The 17,208-nt window shown below is 69.6% G+C and carries 16 protein-coding genes and 1 pseudogene; 7 read left to right on the forward strand and 10 right to left on the reverse strand.

What is annotated here, in order from left to right:
- Nucleotides 1-99, forward strand: a pseudogene (locus ABZY11_RS34565) (protoheme IX farnesyltransferase); the annotation flags it as partial.
- 108 nt (nucleotides 100-207) lie between these two features.
- Here the strand turns inward: ABZY11_RS34565 and ABZY11_RS34570 are convergent.
- Nucleotides 208-1,161, reverse strand: coding sequence for a heme o synthase (locus ABZY11_RS34570; protein WP_356482959.1), 954 nt, complete (start codon nucleotides 1,159-1,161; stop codon nucleotides 208-210).
- 453 nt (nucleotides 1,162-1,614) lie between these two features.
- Between ABZY11_RS34570 and tkt the strand changes: the two genes are divergently transcribed.
- The 6 genes from tkt to ABZY11_RS34600 all read left to right on the forward strand — a co-directional run bounded on the left by tkt (nucleotide 1,615) and on the right by ABZY11_RS34600 (nucleotide 8,644).
- The gene (gene tkt / locus ABZY11_RS34575) at nucleotides 1,615-3,717 is read left to right on the forward strand and encodes a transketolase (RefSeq protein WP_356482960.1); all 2,103 of its coding nucleotides are present in this window, start codon (nucleotides 1,615-1,617) and stop codon (nucleotides 3,715-3,717) included.
- A gap of 34 nt (nucleotides 3,718-3,751) precedes the next feature.
- Nucleotides 3,752-4,870, forward strand: a complete 1,119-nt coding sequence (gene tal / locus ABZY11_RS34580; protein ID WP_356482961.1) for a transaldolase — start codon at nucleotides 3,752-3,754, stop codon at nucleotides 4,868-4,870.
- Between the two features lie 5 nt (nucleotides 4,871-4,875).
- Nucleotides 4,876-6,408, forward strand: a complete 1,533-nt coding sequence (zwf, locus tag ABZY11_RS34585; protein ID WP_356482962.1) for a glucose-6-phosphate dehydrogenase — start codon at nucleotides 4,876-4,878, stop codon at nucleotides 6,406-6,408.
- Nucleotides 6,405-7,418: a glucose-6-phosphate dehydrogenase assembly protein OpcA gene (gene opcA / locus ABZY11_RS34590; RefSeq protein ID WP_356482963.1), complete on the forward strand. Its 1,014-nt coding sequence runs from the start codon at nucleotides 6,405-6,407 to the stop codon at nucleotides 7,416-7,418. The genes zwf and opcA overlap by 4 nt, the downstream gene beginning before the upstream one ends.
- Nucleotides 7,415-8,197: a 6-phosphogluconolactonase gene (gene pgl, locus ABZY11_RS34595; protein ID WP_356482964.1), complete on the forward strand. Its 783-nt coding sequence runs from the start codon at nucleotides 7,415-7,417 to the stop codon at nucleotides 8,195-8,197. Before opcA ends, pgl begins: the two co-directional genes overlap by 4 nt.
- An 87-nt stretch (nucleotides 8,198-8,284) precedes the next feature.
- Nucleotides 8,285-8,644 (forward strand): VOC family protein, encoded by a 360-nt coding sequence (locus ABZY11_RS34600; protein ID WP_356482965.1) that lies wholly within the window; start codon nucleotides 8,285-8,287, stop codon nucleotides 8,642-8,644.
- A gap of 7 nt (nucleotides 8,645-8,651) precedes the next feature.
- On the opposite strand, the gene ABZY11_RS34605 is transcribed toward ABZY11_RS34600, so the two are convergent.
- The 9 genes from ABZY11_RS34605 to whiA all read right to left on the reverse strand — a co-directional run.
- Nucleotides 8,652-10,160 (reverse strand): PH domain-containing protein, encoded by a 1,509-nt coding sequence (locus tag ABZY11_RS34605; protein WP_356482972.1) that lies wholly within the window; start codon nucleotides 10,158-10,160, stop codon nucleotides 8,652-8,654.
- Between the two features lie 62 nt (nucleotides 10,161-10,222).
- Nucleotides 10,223-10,726, reverse strand: coding sequence for a PH domain-containing protein (locus ABZY11_RS34610; RefSeq protein ID WP_356482966.1), 504 nt, complete (start codon nucleotides 10,724-10,726; stop codon nucleotides 10,223-10,225).
- 5 nt (nucleotides 10,727-10,731) lie between these two features.
- A complete protein-coding gene (gene pgi, locus ABZY11_RS34615) occupies nucleotides 10,732-12,384 on the reverse strand; it encodes a glucose-6-phosphate isomerase (RefSeq protein ID WP_356482967.1) in 1,653 nt (550 codons plus the stop codon).
- A gap of 151 nt (nucleotides 12,385-12,535) precedes the next feature.
- Complete coding sequence (locus ABZY11_RS34620; RefSeq protein WP_072483070.1) at nucleotides 12,536-12,871, reverse strand: RNA polymerase-binding protein RbpA; 336 nt, start codon at nucleotides 12,869-12,871, stop codon at nucleotides 12,536-12,538.
- Nucleotides 12,872-12,980: 109 nt separating this feature from the next.
- On the reverse strand, nucleotides 12,981-13,217 hold the full coding sequence (secG, locus tag ABZY11_RS34625; RefSeq protein WP_093539669.1) for a preprotein translocase subunit SecG: 237 nt from the start codon (nucleotides 13,215-13,217) through the stop codon (nucleotides 12,981-12,983).
- Nucleotides 13,218-13,332: 115 nt separating this feature from the next.
- Entirely contained in the window at nucleotides 13,333-14,109 is a 777-nt protein-coding gene (gene tpiA, locus ABZY11_RS34630; protein WP_356482968.1) for a triose-phosphate isomerase, read from the reverse strand.
- A gap of 6 nt (nucleotides 14,110-14,115) precedes the next feature.
- A complete protein-coding gene (locus ABZY11_RS34635; protein ID WP_356482969.1) occupies nucleotides 14,116-15,327 on the reverse strand; it encodes a phosphoglycerate kinase in 1,212 nt (403 codons plus the stop codon).
- 108 nt (nucleotides 15,328-15,435) lie between these two features.
- On the reverse strand, nucleotides 15,436-16,446 hold the full coding sequence (gene gap / locus ABZY11_RS34640; protein WP_356482970.1) for a type I glyceraldehyde-3-phosphate dehydrogenase: 1,011 nt from the start codon (nucleotides 16,444-16,446) through the stop codon (nucleotides 15,436-15,438).
- Between the two features lie 282 nt (nucleotides 16,447-16,728).
- Nucleotides 16,729-17,208, reverse strand: a 480-nt coding sequence (gene whiA / locus ABZY11_RS34645; protein ID WP_356482971.1) for a DNA-binding protein WhiA, incomplete at its 5' end; no start/stop codon positions are given.

Below are 17,208 nucleotides of genomic sequence, written 5' to 3' on the forward strand. Positions count from 1 at the left end.
CGGGTCGGCGTCCCGATGCTTCCGGTCATCGCGTCCAACCGGGTGGTGGCCCGCCAGATCGTCATCTACAGCTGGGTGATGGTGGCCGTCTCAGCCATATTCAGGATGCTACCGACGGGTAGATCAACGTGCGACGGGCGGGGTACGTGGCATGGGCCACGTACCCCGCCCGTCGGCAGGAATCGTCAGGGGGACCGGGGAGCGGGACTACCTCAGGAAGGGGTCGACCGCCACGGCGACGAAGAGCAGCGAGACATAGGTGATGGACCAGTGGAACAGCCGCATCTCCTTGAGCTTTCCTCCGGTTACGCCGGCTTTGGCCCGGTTCTGCAGGCCGTGCGCCTCCCAGAGCCAGAACCCGCCGGTCGCCAGCGCCACCGTCGTGTAGAACCAGCCGGTGTAACCCAGCGGGGTCAGCAGCAGCGAGACGGCCACCATCACCCAGCTGTAGATGACGATCTGGCGGGCCACCACCCGGTTGGACGCGATGACCGGAAGCATCGGGACGCCGACCCGGGCGTAGTCCTCCTTCACCTTCATGGAGAGCGGCCAGTAGTGCGGCGGCGTCCAGAAGAAGATGACGGCGAAGAGGATCACCGCGGCCCAGGACATCGAGTTCGTGACGGCCGACCAGCCGATGAGCACCGGCATGCAGCCCGCGATGCCGCCCCAGACGATGTTCTGCGAGGTGCGGCGCTTGAGCAGCATCGTGTAGACGACGACGTAGAACAGCAGCGCGCCGAGCGACAGCGCCGCCGAGAGCCAGTTCACCAGCAGGCCGAACCAGACCGTGGAGATCGCCGCGAGCGCGAACCCGAAGGCCAGGCATTCGCGCGGGCTCACCATGCCGGTGACCAGCGGGCGCTGCGACGTACGGTCCATCAGCGCGTCGATGTCGCGGTCGATGTACATGTTCAGCGCGTTGGCGCCGCCCGCGGAGAGATATCCGCCGATGGTGGTGGCGACAACGAGCCACAGGTCGGGCACACCCTGAGCGGCGAGGAACATCACCGGAACAGTGGTGATCAGCAACAGCTCGATGATCCGCGGCTTGGTCAGCGCCACGAATGCCTTGACACGGGCCCCGAACGGGCGATGGCCCCCTGGGCTGGGAGTCAAGGCGACCCCTGCGGGTCGGGACTCGACGGCCGTCACGCACACCCCTGACAGAGAAATCCCAGCAAGCTCCGGGCGTGAAGGCCCGGTAAAGACTTGCGCGAACCAGACCACTGTAGACGTTGGGGACAGGCCGTTCTTCGCGGGGGTGGGTCGTGTTGAAGGGGCGCGGAGCCGGGGGGTCCCGCTGCTCGTGACACGGCACCTGAGCCGGAGGTCCCGGCTGCCGCAACACCGCGCGTGAGCAGGACCCTCGATCACCGGAGCGGATCACAAGAGTACGAGCACGCGCTCATCGGAGGGCCCATAAGCAAGGAGAAGCGCTCATCGGAGTGACGCAGAAGTGAGCCGCCGCGCTCATACGGGAGGCGAACTCCGCAGGCCGCCTGCACCCTGGAAAGCAGCGGAAAATGCTTGTTCCGACGGGGGTAGGCTCGACAACGCCCGGTGCGGTCTCAGTCACCGGTTTACAACAGTGGAGAGGAGCCCTGACTCAGGGTGAGCACCAAGCCGACCACCACAGATCTCCAGTGGACCGAATTGGACCAGCGGGCCGTGGACACTGTCCGTGTCCTTGCAGCGGACGCCGTACAGAAGGTCGGAAACGGCCACCCTGGTACGGCCATGAGCCTCGCTCCCGCCGCGTACACCCTCTTCCAGAAGGTGATGCGCCACGACCCCGCCGACGCGGACTGGACCGGGCGCGACCGGTTCGTGCTCTCGGCCGGTCACACCAGCCTGACCCTCTACATCCAGCTCTACCTGGCCGGGTACGGCCTGGAGCTCGATGACCTCAAGGCGTTCCGCACCTGGGGCTCGAAGACCCCCGGCCACCCGGAGTACGGCCACACCACCGGCGTCGAGACGACCACGGGCCCGCTGGGCCAGGGTGTCGCCAACGCCGTGGGCATGGCGATGGCCGCCCGCTACGAGCGCGGCCTGTTCGACCCGGAGGCGGCCCCCGGCACCTCCCCCTTCGACCACATGGTCTGGGTCGTCGCCGGTGACGGCTGCCTCCAGGAGGGCATCTCCGCGGAGGCGTCCTCGCTGGCCGGGCACCAGAAGCTCGGCAACCTGGTCCTGCTGTGGGACGACAACCACATCTCCATCGAGGGCGACACGGAGACCGCGGTCTCCGAGGACACCCTGAAGCGGTACGAGGCGTACGGCTGGCACGTCCAGCGCGTCGACCAGCTGCCGAGCGGCGACCTGGACCCGGCGGGTCTGTACCGCGCGCTCCAGGCCGCCAAGGCCGAGACCGAGCGCCCGTCGTTCATCGCGGCCCGCTCGATCATCGCCTGGCCCGCGCCGCACGCCCAGAACACCGAGGCCTCGCACGGCTCGGCGCTCGGCGACGAGGAGGTCGCGGCGACGAAGCGGGTCCTCGGCTTCGACCCGGAGAAGACCTTCGAGGTCGCCGACGAGGTCATCGCCCACACCCGTGAGGCGCTGGACCGCGGCCGCGAGGCCAGGGGCGAGTGGGAGAAGTCCTTCGCCGCGTGGCGCACCGCCAACCCGGAGCGCGCCGCCGAGTTCGACCGGATCTCCGCCGGCGAACTGCCCGCGGGCTGGGAGGACACGCTTCCGGTCTTCGAGCCGGGCAAGGGTGTCGCCACCCGTGCCGCCTCCGGCAAGGTGCTCCAGGCGCTGGGCGAGATCATCCCCGAGCTGTGGGGCGGCTCCGCCGACCTCGCGGGCTCGAACAACACCACGATCGACAAGACGTCGTCGTTCCTCCCGGTGGGCAACCCGCTGCCGGGCGCGGACCCGTACGGTCGCACGATCCACTTCGGCATCCGCGAGCACGCCATGGCCGCCGCCATGAACGGCATCGCGCTGCACGGCAACACCCGCATCTACGGCGGCACCTTCCTGGTGTTCTCCGACTACATGCGCAACGCCGTGCGCCTGTCCGCGCTGATGCACCTGCCGGTGACGTACGTGTGGACGCACGACTCGATCGGTCTCGGCGAGGACGGCCCGACCCACCAGCCGGTGGAGCACCTGGCCGCGCTGCGTGCCATCCCGGGCCTGAACATCGTCCGTCCGGCCGACGCCAACGAGACGTCCATCGCCTGGCGCGAGATCCTGCGCCGCTACACCAAGGTGTTCGGCAAGGGCGCCCCGCACGGTCTGGCGCTGACCCGCCAAGGCGTTCCGACGTACGAGGCGAACGAGGACGCGGCCAAGGGCGGTTACGTGCTCTTCGAGGCCGAAAGGCCCGACGGGCAGAGCACAGAACCGCAGGTTCTGCTGATCGGTACGGGCTCCGAGGTGCACCTCGCCGTCGAGGCGCGCGAGGAGCTGCAGGCGGCCGGCATCCCGACCCGGGTGGTCTCGATGCCGTCGGTCGAGTGGTTCGAGGAGCAGGACCAGGCGTACAAGGACAGCGTTCTGCCGCCGTCCGTGAAGGCGCGTGTGGCCGTCGAGGCCGGCATCGGTCTGACCTGGTACCGGTACGTCGGTGACGCCGGCCGGATCGTCTCGCTGGAGCACTTCGGTGCCTCGGCCGACGCCAAGGTCCTCTTCCGCGAGTTCGGCTTCACCGGCGAGCACGTCGCCGCCGCCGCTCGGGAATCTCTCGCCGCAGCCACGCGCTGACGCCGATATACGACTAGTAGGAGATGCATTTCTCATGACAGACGCACTCAAGCGCCTCTCCGACGAGGGCGTGGCGATCTGGCTCGATGACCTGTCGCGCAAGCGGATCACCTCGGGCAACCTCGCCGAGCTGATCGACCAGCAGCACGTCGTGGGCGTCACCACCAACCCGTCGATCTTCCAGAAGGCGATCTCGCACGGCGACGGTTACGAGCAGCAGCTCACCGACCTCGCCACCCGCAAGGTCACCGTCGACGAGGCCATCCGCATGATCACGACGGCCGATGTGCGGGACGCCGCGGACATCCTGCGTCCGGTCTTCGACGCCACGGACGGCCAGGACGGCCGGGTCTCCATCGAGGTCGACCCGCGGCTGGCCCACCGCACCGAAGCCACCGTCGCCGAGGCCAAGCAGCTGGCCTGGCTGGTGGACCGGCCCAACACGCTCATCAAGATCCCGGCGACGAAGGCCGGTCTCCCGGCGATCACCGAGGTCATCGGCAAGGGCATCAGCGTCAATGTCACGCTGATCTTCTCGCTGGAGCGCTACCGCGAAGTCATGGACGCCTACCTGGCGGGCCTGGAGAAGGCGAAGGCCGCGGGCCTGGACCTGTCCAGGATCCACTCGGTGGCCTCGTTCTTCGTGTCCCGTGTGGACACCGAGATCGACAAGCGCCTCGACACCGTCGGCACCGACGAGGCCAAGGCCCTCAAGGGCAAGGCGGCGCTCGCCAACGCCCGGCTCGCCTACCAGGCGTACGAAGAGGTCTTCGGCTCGGAGCGCTGGGCCGCCCTGGACAAGGCGCAGGCCAACAAGCAGCGTCCGCTGTGGGCCTCGACCGGCGTCAAGGACCCCGCGTACAAGGACACCCTGTACGTCGTCGACCTGGTCGCCCCCGGCACGGTGAACACCATGCCCGAGGCCACCCTGGACGCCACCGCCGACCACGGGCAGATCACCGGCGACACCATCTCCGGCACCTACGAGCAGTCCCGCGCCGAACTCGACGCGGTGGCCAAGCTCGGGATCTCCTACGACGACGTCGTCCAGCTCCTGGAGGACGAGGGCGTCGAGAAGTTCGAGGCGGCCTGGATCGACCTGCTCAACTCGACCGAGGCGGAGCTCAAGCGCCTCGCCCCTTCGGAGGGCTGACCACCTTGTCTGGTGTTCCCGGAGCCAACCCGCTTCGTGACCCCCAGGACCGACGGCTCCCGCGCATCGCGGGACCGTCGGGTCTGGTGATCTTCGGGGTCACGGGCGATTTGTCCCGTAAAAAGCTGATGCCCGCCGTCTACGACCTGGCCAATCGCGGCCTGTTGCCGCCGGGCTTCTCCCTCATCGGTTTCGCGCGCCGCGAGTGGCAGGACGAGGACTTCGCACAGGAGGTCCACGACGCCGTCAAGCAGCACTCCCGCACGCCGTTCCGCGAAGAGGTCTGGCAGCAGCTCATCCAGGGGATGCGCTTCGTCCAGGGCAACTTCGACGACGACGATGCCTTCGAGCAGCTGAAGACCACGATCCAGGAGCTGGACAAGGCGCAGGGCACGGGCGGCAACTTCGCCTTCTACCTGTCCGTGCCGCCGAAGTTCTTCCCCAAGGTCGTCCAGCAGCTCAAGAAGCACGGACTCGCCGACCAGAAGGAGGGCTCCTGGCGGCGTGCCGTCATCGAGAAGCCCTTCGGCCACGACCTGAGGAGCGCACAGGAGCTCAACCAGATCGTGCACGACGTGTTCCCGCCCAACGAGGTCTTCCGGATCGACCACTACCTGGGCAAGGAGACGGTCCAGAACATCCTGGCACTGCGGTTCGCCAACACGATGTTCGAGCCGATCTGGAACAGGTCGTACGTCGACCACGTCCAGATCACGATGGCCGAGGACATCGGCATCGGCGGCCGGGCCGGCTACTACGACGGCATCGGCGCCGCCCGTGACGTCATCCAGAACCACCTGCTCCAGCTGCTGGCGCTGACCGCGATGGAGGAGCCCGGCTCCTTCCACCCGAAGGCCCTGGTCGCCGAGAAGCTCAAGGTGCTCACGGCGGTGGAACTGCCGGAGGACCTGGGCAAGCACACGGTGCGCGCCCAGTACGTGCACGCGTGGCAGGGCGGCGAGGAGGTCCCCGGGTACCTCGACGAGGACGGCATCGACCCCAAGTCGAAGACCGACACCTACGCCGCGATCAAGCTGACGATCAACAACCGCCGCTGGGCGGGCGTGCCGTTCTACCTCCGTACCGGAAAGCGGCTCGGCCGCCGGGTCACGGAGATCGCGGTCGTCTTCAAGCGGGCCCCGTATCTGCCCTTCGAGTCCGGCGCCACCGAGGAGCTGGGCGGCAACGCACTGGTCATCCGGGTCCAGCCGGACGAGGGCGTGACCGTGCGGTTCGGCTCCAAGGTGCCCGGCACCTCGATGGAGGTCCGGGACGTCACGATGGACTTCGCGTACGGCGAGTCCTTCACGGAGTCCAGCCCGGAGGCCTACGAGCGGCTCATCCTCGATGTGCTGCTCGGCGACGCCAACCTCTTCCCCCGGCACCAGGAGGTCGAGCTCTCCTGGAACATCCTCGACCCGATCGAGCAGTACTGGGACAAGCACGGCAAGCCCGCCCAGTACCCGGCGGGCACCTGGGGTCCGGCCGAGGCCGACGAGATGCTCGCACGAGACGGACGGAGCTGGCGCCGGCCATGAAGATCGATCTCACGGAGACCACTTCCAGCAAGATCAACCAGGCGCTGGTCTCGGCCCGCCGCGCCATCGGTACCCCGGCCATCGGCATGGTGCTCACCCTGGTCATCGTCACCGACGAGGAGAACGCGTACGACGCGCTCAAGTCGGCCGGTGACGCCTCGCGCGAGCATCCCTCGCGGATCATCGCGGTGATCAAGCGGGTCAGCCGCTCGCCGCGCAGCCGCCGGGACGCCAGGCTCGACGCCGAGGTGCGGGTCGGTTCCGACGCGGGCACCGGCGAGACGGTCGTACTGCGTCTCCACGGCGAGCTGGTCAACCACGCCCAGTCGGTGGTCCTGCCGCTGCTGCTGCCGGACGCCCCGGTCGTGGTCTGGTGGCCCGAGGACGCACCCGCCGACCCGGCGAAGGACCCGCTGGGCGCGCTCGCCCAGCGCCGGATCACGGACGCGTACTCGGCGGAGGACCCGGGCAAGGAGCTGGCGGCGCGCGCCGACTCGTACACCCCGGGCGACACCGATCTGGCCTGGGCCCGCATCACGCCGTGGCGTTCGATGCTGGCGGCCGCGCTCGACCAGCAGCACGTCGAGCTCGTCTCGGCGACGGTCGAGGGCGAGTCCGAGAACCCCAGCTGCGAGCTGCTCGCCATGTGGCTCGCGGACCGGCTCAAGGTGCCGGTGGAGCGGACCGTCTCGGCCGGCCCCGGTCTGACGGCCGTGCGGATGGAGACCAAGAACGGCGTCATCGTCCTGGATCGTCCCGACGGTTCGCTGGCCACGCTCTCGATGCAGGGCCAGCCGGACCGTGCGGTGGCGCTCAAGCGGCGGGACACCGCCGAGCTGCTTGCCGAGGAGCTGCGCCGTCTGGACCCGGACAACACCTACGAGGCGACGGTGAAGTTCGGCGTGGCGAAGCTCGGCGGACCGGCGGAGCCGAAGCCGGCCGAGCCCGCGGCGGCCGCCGCCCCGGCCGCCGTGAAGAAGACCGCGGCCAAGAAGGCGGCGTCCAAGTGAGTGCCCCCCAACTCGTCGTGCACCGCGACAAGGAGCTGATGGCTCAGGCCGCCGCGGCCCGGCTGATCACGAGGATCGTGGACGCCCAGGCCGCACGCGGGTACGCCTCGGTGGTCCTCACCGGCGGGCGCAACGGCAACGGTCTGCTGGCCGCGCTCGCCGCCGCGCCCGCCCGGGACGCGATCGACTGGTCGCGGCTCGATCTGTGGTGGGGCGACGAGCGGTTCCTGCCGGAGGGCGACCCGGAGCGCAATGTCACGCAGGCCCGCGAGGTCCTGCTGGACTCGGTGAAGCTGGACCCGTCCCGGGTGCACGCGATGCCCGCTTCGGACGGCCCGTTCGGCAACGACGCCGACGCGGCGGCGGCCGCGTACGCCGAGGAGCTGGCCGCCGCGGCCGGTCCCGAGAACCACGGCCCGGTACCGACGTTCGATGTGCTGATGCTGGGCGTCGGCCCGGACACGCATGTCGCGTCGCTCTTCCCGGAGCTGCCCGCGGTACGGGAGACCGAGCGCACCGTCGTCGGTGTGCACGGCGCCCCCAAGCCGCCGCCCACCCGTGTCTCGCTCACGCTGCCCGCGATCCGGGCGGCGCGCGAGGTGTGGCTGCTCGCCGCGGGCGAGGACAAGGCGGAGGCCGCGGAGATCGCGCTCTCGGGTGCCGGGGAGATCCAGGCCCCGGCGGCCGGTGCGTACGGACGCAGCCGCACCCTGTGGCTGATGGACGCGGCGGCGGCCTCCCGGCTGCCGCGCGCGCTGTATCCGCCCGCCTCACCCTGACGGACCGTCAGCATGGTTGCGCACGGGCCCGGTTCGCTCCTCGGAGCGGCCGGGCCCGTTGCGTGGAAGGCGTGACAGACTCGGGCCATGGTGCGGATCGGAACCCTGGTGATGGGCGCGTCGGACGTACGGCGCGCGGCTGCGTTCTGGAAGGCGGCGCTCGGCTACGTGGAGCGTGGGCCGTCGACGGACGACTGGGTGGTGCTGGTCCCGCCCGAGGGGCCCGGCGCCGGGCTGGCCCTCGGGCGCAGCGGTACACCGGTGCAGGAGGTCCCCCGGGTCCACCTCGATCTGTACACGGAGGAGCAGGACGCCGAGGTGGACCGGCTGATCGCACTCGGCGCGGTACGGGTCGACTGGGATCTGTACCCGGAGGACCCGGACTTCGTGGTGCTGGCGGACCCCGAGGGGAACAGGTTCTGCGTCATCGACACGACGCACGGCTGACCGGCGGTCACCCGGTGGGCGGGACGCGCTCCAGGAAGGGCTCCAGCAGGCCGGGAACGGCCTCGGAGGCGAAGTCGAGGCCCTCGCCCGCATCCGTGTCGTACGCCGTGTAGGCACCCGCTCCGGCGGCCGTCGTGGCGGTGACGCTCAGCACCCCGGCCCGCCGCTGGAAGTACGTCTGCCGGACCGTCCAGCCGATGACTCCGGCCCGCTCCAGCGCGGCGGTCGAGCGCCTGACGCTGCCGGACCTCACCACCAGGTAGTCGCCGCTGATGGCGTGCCCGAGCCCGCGGTAGGCGTCCCGGGCCAGGAACATCCCGGCCGGCAGCCCCACGACGGCACAGGCGAGCGCGATCCAGAGCAGTACGGGCGTCAGCAGCACGCCCAGGAGAGCCAGGACCAGCACCGGGGCCGCGACGGCCCGGAGCGCCCGGCGCAGCCTGCGGCCGCGGGCCGCGAGGGGGTGCCCGGTCAGCGGGGCGCCGGTCGGGGACGTGGTCTCGCGCAGCACATCGGCGGCCACCGCGTCGGCGACGGTCCTGGGCGCGGCGGGCAGCAGGGTGTTGTGGCCGCCGTGCTGTTCCTCGTCGTCCTTGGCGAGCCCGGTGGTGATCGCGTCGACCCGGGCCGCGCCGAAGGTCCGGATGCCGAGCGGTTCGACGAGTTCGACCCCGCGCAGCCGCCGCTCCTCGATGGAGACGGAGCGGGAGGTCAGCAGTCCGCGCCGGATGTGCAGGGTGCCGCCGGGTTCGCGCTCCAGCCGGTAGTTCCACCACATCTCGACCCACAGGCCGAGCGCGCCCACCACACCGGCGAGCACCGCGGCGAGGGCGAGGACCACGATCATGGCGGGCAGCGCGGTGTCCCGGAAGCGGTCCCCGATCCACTCGATGACCTGCCCCTGCGCCCCGAACCAGTCGCTGACCTGCATCACCGCGCCGGCCGCCGCACCGCCGAGCGCGGGGGCGACGAAGGAGACCGGTGCGTAGCGGATCCAGCGCGGGTCGAGGGCGGCGAGCTGGCCCTCGCGATGGGTGCCCGGGGTGCCGGTGGCCGTACGTTCCAGCAGTTCGCGGCGGAGCCGTTCGCCCTCGGGTCTGGGGACCGGGTCGAGTTCCAGGGTGGAGTCGTTGCCGGAGTGCTCGCCGGTGCCGATGCGGACGGTGACCAGGCCGAGCGCCCGTTGCAGCAGATGGGCGGTGAGGTCGACGCTGCGGATGCGCTCCCGGGCCAGTGAGCGCTTCTTGACCAGGAGCAGCCCGGTGTGCAGCTCGACCCGTTCGGCACCGACGCGGTAGCGGGTGCGGCGCCACCGTACGTGGTCGCCGGCCGCCGCGGAGCCGATCAGCAGGATCGAGCCGGCCAGGACCCAGGCGACCGCGGTCCCGAAGCCGAACCGTCCGGACAGGCCGAGCGTGGTGGGCACGGCCGCACCGGCGGCCACCCCGGCCGTGACGAGCGCGCTGACCAGGACGGTGCGCCGGTCCAGCCGCCGCCAGTCGGCGGTGGTGGCGATGCCGGGGCCGTCGGCGCCGTGCTCGTCGCCCGCCGCGGCCGGGTGGACGTTGGCCCCGGCGCTCATGTGGCGTCCCCGGGGGTGCCCTGGGTGATCCGGGTCAGCCGCTCGGCCAGCCCTGCCGCCGTTTCGTGGTCGAGGCCCTCGATCCGTACCGCGCCCTTGGCCGACGCGGTGGTGACGGTGACCGTGGCGAGCCGGTAGAGCTGTTCGAGCGGTCCACGCACGGTGTCCACGGTCTGGATCCGGGACATCGGGGCGATCCGCCACTCCTGCCTGAAGACCCCGGTCCTGACGTACACCGCTTCGTCGGTGACCTCCCAGCGGTGGGTACGGAACCACCAGACGGGGAGGAGGACGGCGCAGCCGGCGCCGAGGACCGCGAGGACCGCGGCGGGCAGCAGCAGCCAGAACCGGGCGGGCTCGATGAGCACGCCCAGCACGGCCAGCACGGCCACCGGGGCAGCGGTCAGCAGCAGCCACTGGGCCCGCCACCACCCCACGGCCCTCGGATCCAGCGTGTTGTTCGGCGGCCGCAGCCGCACCGTCCCCTCCCCCGTCGTCATCCTGCTCAGCGTCCCCGGCGGGCGCGGTACGCGTCGACGAGCGCGGCGGTCGAGCTGTCCAGCTGCTCGCCCCCCTTGCCCCCGGTGAGCACCGGCTCGATCTTCTTGGCGAGGACCTTGCCGAGTTCGACACCCCACTGGTCGAAGGAGTCGATGTTCCAGACGGCGCCCTGGACGAAGACCTTGTGCTCGTACAGCGCGATCAGCTGGCCGAGTACCGACGGGGTCAGCCGGTCGGCGAGGATCGTCGTCGTCGGGTGGTTGCCCCGGAAGGTCTTGTGCGGCACCAGTTCCTCGGCGACGCCTTCGGCACGGACCTCGTCCGGCGTCTTGCCGAAGGCCAGCGCCTGGGTCTGGGCGAAGAAGTTGGCCATCAGCAGATCGTGCTGGGCGACCAGACCGGGCAGCAGGTCGGCGACCGGCTCGGCGAAGCCGATGAAGTCGGCCGGGATGACCTTGGTGCCCTGGTGGATCAGCTGGTAGTAGGCGTGCTGTCCGTTGGTGCCGGGGGTGCCCCAGACGACCGGTCCGGTCTGCCAGTCGACCGGGTTGCCGTCCCGGTCCACGGACTTGCCGTTGGACTCCATGTCCAGCTGCTGCAAGTACGCGGTGAACTTGGACAGATAGTGGCTGTACGGCAGCACGGCGTGCGACTGGGCGTCGAAGAACGCGCCGTACCAGACGCCCAACAGGCCCAGCAGCAGCGGGACGTTCTCCTCGGCGGGGGCGGTGCGGAAATGCTCGTCGACGAGGTGGAAGCCGTCGAGCATCTCGCGGAACCGGTCCGGGCCGATGGCGATCATCAGCGAGAGACCGATGGCGGAGTCGTACGAGTAACGGCCGCCGACCCAGTCCCAGAACTCGAACATGTTCGCGGTGTCGATGCCGAAGTCCGCGACTTTCGCGGCGTTCGTGGACAGTGCCACGAAGTGCTTGGCGACCGCCTCCTGACCGGCGTTCAGACCGGTCAGCAGCCAGTTGCGGGCGGAGGTGGCGTTGGTGATGGTCTCGATCGTGGTGAAGGTCTTCGACGCGATGACGAAGAGCGTCTCGGCCGGGTCGAGATCGCGCACCGCCTCGTGAAGGTCGGCACCGTCGACGTTCGACACGAAGCGGACGGTGAGTTCGCGGTCCGTGAAGGAGCGCAGCACCTCGTACGCCATGGCGGGGCCGAGGTCGGAACCGCCGATGCCGATGTTGACGACGTTCTTGATGCGCCTGCCGGTGTGGCCGGTCCACTCCCCCGACCTGATGCGGTCGGAGAACGCCGCCATCCTGTCGAGCACGGCGTGCACACCCGGCACCACGTTCTCGCCGTCGACCTCGATCACCGCGTCGCGCGGGGCACGCAGCGCGGTGTGCAGGACGGCGCGGTCCTCGGTGGTGTTGATCTTCTCGCCGCGGAACATCGCGTCCCGCAGCCCGGCCACGCCGGTGGCCGCGGCGAGCTCGCGCAGCAGTCGCAGTGTCTCGTCGGTGACCAGGTGCTTGGAGTAGTCGACGTACAGATCGCCGACGCTCAGGGTGTATCCGGTGCCGCGCTGCGGATCGTCCGCGAAGAGCTGCCGCAGATGGGTCGTCCCGAGCTGCTCGCGGTGCTTGCCCAGAGCGGTCCACTCGGGCGTCTGGTTGAGCCTGGTTCGGCTTCGTGTGTTCATCCCGGATATCAGCCCAATTCTTCTCGTGCCTGCAGATGCCCCGCTGCACCTCCAACCTAATTGATCAGAAGGGCGGACGAGGCAATGGAGACCTGCGGCACGGCAAATGCAGTCCGGCCGGACACCCAGTGGGTGCCCGGCCGGTGAACTTCTAGATTTCGCCCCGGAGTTTCGCCAGGGCCTCGGCGAGGATGGCCTCGCCGTCCGCGTCGCTGCGCCGCTCCCGTACGTACGCGAGGTGCGTCTTGTACGGCTCGGTGCGCGGCGGGTCCGGCGGGCTGTCCCGGTCCTGGCCGGCCGGGAAGCCGCAGCGCGGGCAGTCCCAAGTCTCCGGTACCTGCGCGTCACTGGCGAAGCTCGGCTGCGTCTCGTGCCCGTTCGAGCACCAGAAGGAGATGCGGAGACGCGGCGCGGACTCGCCGCGCTCGGCCTCCCCCATCGGCCCCGCTCCGACCCGGCTTCCCCGGATCGCGTTGCCACTTGCCACGGTCGTAACTCCCTGCGTGATGGTGCTCGAAGATGCCCCAGTCTACGTAAGGCCCAACGCGCGTCCAGTGAAAGGAGTTACACCGTCACCGGGAATCGCGTACGACGGGTCAGTTGTCCAGCTTGATCAGCAGACCAAGCACAACAATGCACGCGAACCATGCCAGACCGACGACCACGGTGATCCGGTCGAGGTTCCGCTCGGCGACCGAGGAGCCGCCGACCGACGACTGCATGCCGCCACCGAACATGTCGGAGAGGCCGCCGCCCTTTCCCTTGTGCATCAGCACCAGCAGCATCAGCAGCAGGCTGAAGACGATCAGGGCGATCTCGAACGCCAAAATCACGGCTGGTCCCTACTTTCCGGAATTCCTCTGGACTGCATATGCGAACAACGGGGGCCGGGAGGCTACACCCTCCACGGCCCCCGCAAGGGTACGACGGATCCGCGCTACCGCATACTCACTGGTCGCGGAAGCGGACGATCTTGACGAACTCGTCGGCGTCCAGCGCGGCGCCGCCGACCAGCGCGCCGTCCACGTCGGGCTGCGCCATGATCGCGGCGACATTGCCGGACTTCACCGAGCCGCCGTACTGGATGCGGACCGCGTCCGCAAGCTCCTGCGAGTACAGCTCGGCCAGCCGGCCGCGGATCGCACCGCAGACCTCCTGGGCGTCCTCGGGGGTGGCGACCTCGCCGGTGCCGATGGCCCAGACCGGCTCGTACGCGATCACGATGGACTCGGCCTGCTCGGCCGGGACGTCCTTCAGACCGCCGTCGAGCTGCGCGAGGGTGTAGGAGACCTGGTCACCGGCCTTGCGGACGTCCAGGCCCTCGCCGACGCAGAGGATCGGGGTCAGGCCGTGCTTGTACGCGGCCTTCACCTTGGCGTTGCAGATCTCGTCGGTCTCGCCGTGGTACTGGCGGCGCTCGCTGTGGCCGACGGCGACGTAGGTGCACCGCAGCTTGGTGAGCATCGAGCCGGAGATCTCACCGGTGTACGCGCCGGAGTCGTGCGCCGAGACGTCCTGGGCGCCGTACTTGATCTTCAGCTTGTCGCCCTCGACCAGGGTCTGCACGGAGCGCAGGTCGGTGAAGGGCGGCAGGACGGCGACCTCGACGGCTTCGTAGTCCTTGTCGGTCAGCGCGAAGCCGAGCTTCTGGGTGTGTGCGATGGCCTCAAGGTGGTTGAGGTTCATCTTCCAGTTGCCCGCCATCAGCGGGGTGCGAGTGGTCATGAAAGGTCAGTCCTCCAGTGCTGCGAGGCCGGGGAGCGTCTTGCCCTCAAGGTATTCGAGGCTGGCACCGCCACCGGTCGAGATGTGTCCGAATGCGTTCTCGTCGAAGCCCAGGGTGCGGACGGCCGCGGCGGAGTCGCCACCGCCGACGACACTGAAGCCCGAGGAGTCGACGAGGGCCTGGGCGACGGCCCGGGTGCCCTCGGCGTAGTCGGGGTGCTCGAAGACGCCCATCGGGCCGTTCCAGAAGACGGTGGCGGCGTCGGCGAGCTTCGAGGCGTACAGCTGGTTGGTCTCGGGGCCGTTGTCCAGGCCCATGAAACCAGCCGGCATGGCGTCCGCGGGCACCGTGCGGTGCTCGGTCGGGGCCTTGGACTTGAGGTCCGGGAACTGCCCGGAGACCACGACGTCGACGGGGAGCACGAACTCCACGCCCTTGTCCTCGGCGCGCTTGAGGTACTCCAGCACCGCCGGGATCTGGTCCTCCTGGAGGAGCGAGCTGCCGACCTCGTGGCCCTGGGCCTTGAGGAAGGTGTACGCCATGCCGCCGCCGATCAGGATGCGGTCGGCGCGCTCCAGGAGGTGGTCGATGACACCGAGCTTGTCGGAGACCTTGGAGCCGCCGAGCACCACGGCGTACGGGCGCTCGACGTTCTCGGTGAGCTTCTTCAGGACGCCGACCTCGGTGGCGATCAGGTCACCCGCGGCGTGCGGCAGCCGGGCCGGGAGGTCGAAGACCGAGGCGTGCTTGCGGTGCACGGCTCCGAAGCCGTCGCCCACGTACAGATCGGCGAGTTCGGCGAGCCGGTCGGCGAACGCACCGCGCTCGGCGTCGTCCTTGGACGTCTCACCGGGGTTGAAGCGGAGGTTCTCCAGGACGGCGACCCGGCCGTCGGTGAGCGCGGCGACCGTGGCGCGGGCGGACTCGCCGACCGTGTCGGTCGCGAAGGCCACGTCGGCACCGATGAGTTCACCGAGGCGGGCGGCGGCGGGCGCCAGGGAGAAGGCGGGGTCCGGAGCGCCCTTGGGACGGCCCAGGTGCGAGGCGACGACGACCCGTGCGCCGGCCGCGACGAGCTTCTCCACGGTCGGCTGGACGGCGCGGATCCGGCCGTCGTCGGTGATGGTGGTGCCGCTCAGCGGCACATTGAGGTCGGCGCGGACGAATACGCGCTTGCCGGTGACCCCTTCGGCGATCAGTTCGTCAATCGTCTTCATCTTGCTGGACTCCTTGGAGGGCGGGAGAGCATGCGACGGGGCTCGAACGGCGCGGCGTTGCGCTGTTCGAGCCCCGTGCTCACATCGAAGTGCCTGCCGGTTCGACGGTCAGAGCTGGTTGCCGACGAAGACGGTCAGGTCGACGAGGCGGTTGGAGTAACCCCACTCATTGTCGTACCAGCCGAGGATCTTCACCGACTTGCCCTCCTGAACCATGGTCAGCGAGGAGTCGAAGGTGCAGGACGCCGGGTCGCTGACGATGTCCGAGGACACGATCGGGTCCTCGGTGTAGAACAGGATGCCCTTGAGGTCGCCGTCGTCGGCGGCCTTCTTGAACGCGGCGTTGACCTCGTCCTTGGTGACCTCGCGCTGGAGCTCGACGACCAGGTCGGTGGCCGAACCGGTCGGGACCGGGACGCGCATGGCGATGCCGTCCAGTTTGCCCTTCAGCTGCGGGAGGACCAGGGCGGTGGCCTTGGCGGCACCGGTGGTGGTCGGGATGATGTTCTCGGCGGCGGCGCGGGCGCGACGCAGGTCCGAGTGCGGGAAGTCCAGGATGCGCTGGTCGTTGGTGTACGCGTGGACCGTCGTCATGAGGCCCTTGACGATGCCGAAGTTCTCGTCCAGAACCTTGGCCATCGGTGCGACACAGTTGGTCGTGCAGGACGCGTTGGAGATGACGTGGTGGTTGGCCGCGTCGTACTTGTCCTGGTTGACGCCCATCACGATGGTGATGTCCTCGCCCTTGGCCGGAGCCGAGATGAGGACCTTCTTGGCGCCACCGGCGATGTGCTTCTCGGCGTCGGCCTTCTTCGTGAAGATGCCGGTCGACTCGATGACGATGTCGACGCCCAGCTCACCCCAGGGGATGTCGGCCGGGTTGCGCTCGGAGAGCACCTTGATCGTGTGACCATCGACGGTGATGGTGTCGGCGGTGTGGCTGACCTCTGCCTTCAGACGACCCAGAATGGTGTCGTACTTCAGCAGGTGGGCCGTGGTCGCGGTGTCACCCAGGTCGTTGACAGCCACAATCTCGATGTCCGCACCTTGCTCCAGCAGCGCGCGGAAGTAGTTACGACCGATGCGGCCAAAGCCGTTGATGCCTACGCGGATCGTCACGAACCGATCTCCTCGTTAGGTACGCGGGGTTTTCACCCCGGCGAGTTGTATGAGATGTCCCCGACCGCCTCCGACCCTACCTCTCCGACGGCCCCGGGGTGACATCGAGCGGGGCCGTAAGAACAGCCGAGGCCCGTACTCCTCGGCAGGAGTACGGGCCTTCCTCGGCAGGAGTACGGGCCTCCGGATACTCGGCCGCACATGCAGCAACGATTACGGAGCGTCAACAACCGGAGGAGCTCCGCTCGTCCCGGATCCGGCCGGATTCACCGCCCTCGCAGGTCAGCCCACCAGGCCGTCGGCGAGCTCCTCGCTGAGGGTGGATTCGGTGCCCGGGATACCCAGGTCCTGGGCCCGCTTGTCGGCCATCGCCAGCAGCCGGCGGATCCGGCCGGCGACCGCGTCCTTGGTCAGCGGCGGGTCGGCGAGCGCGCCCAGTTCCTCCAGGGATGCCTGCTTGTGCTCCATGCGCAGCCGTCCGGCCGCCGCGAGGTGCTCGGGCACCTCTTCGCCCAGGATCTCCAGCGCGCGTCCCACCCGGGCGCCCGCGGCGACCGCGGCCCGCGCGGAACGGCGCAGGTTGGCGTCGTCGAAGTTGGCGAGCCGGTTGGCCGTGGCGCGGACCTCGCGGCGCATCCGCCGCTCCTCCCAGGCCAGCACCGCGTCATGGGCGCCGAGCCGGGTGAGCACCGCGCCGATCGCGTCGCCGTCGCGGACGACGACCCGGTCCACCCCGCGCACCTCGCGGGCCTTGGCCGCGAT

The organism is Streptomyces sp. NPDC006510 (assembly GCF_040611955.1).
In the GTDB taxonomy this organism is placed as follows: Bacteria; Actinomycetota; Actinomycetes; order Streptomycetales; family Streptomycetaceae; genus Streptomyces.

Bases quoted from the DNA above. Each gene is read 5' to 3' on its own strand.
- tal (WP_356482961.1), top strand. From the start codon at position 3,752: ATGACAGACGCACTCAAGCGCCTCTCCGACGAGGGCGTGGCGATCTGG.
- opcA (WP_356482963.1), top strand. From the start codon at position 6,405: ATGAAGATCGATCTCACGGAGACCACTTCCAGCAAGATCAACCAGGCG.
- ABZY11_RS34600 (WP_356482965.1), top strand. From the start codon at position 8,285: ATGGTGCGGATCGGAACCCTGGTGATGGGCGCGTCGGACGTACGGCGC.
- ABZY11_RS34610 (WP_356482966.1), bottom strand. From the start codon at position 10,726: ATGACGACGGGGGAGGGGACGGTGCGGCTGCGGCCGCCGAACAACACG.
- pgi (WP_356482967.1), bottom strand. From the start codon at position 12,384: ATGAACACACGAAGCCGAACCAGGCTCAACCAGACGCCCGAGTGGACC.
- tpiA (WP_356482968.1), bottom strand. From the start codon at position 14,109: ATGACCACTCGCACCCCGCTGATGGCGGGCAACTGGAAGATGAACCTC.
- ABZY11_RS34635 (WP_356482969.1), bottom strand. From the start codon at position 15,327: ATGAAGACGATTGACGAACTGATCGCCGAAGGGGTCACCGGCAAGCGC.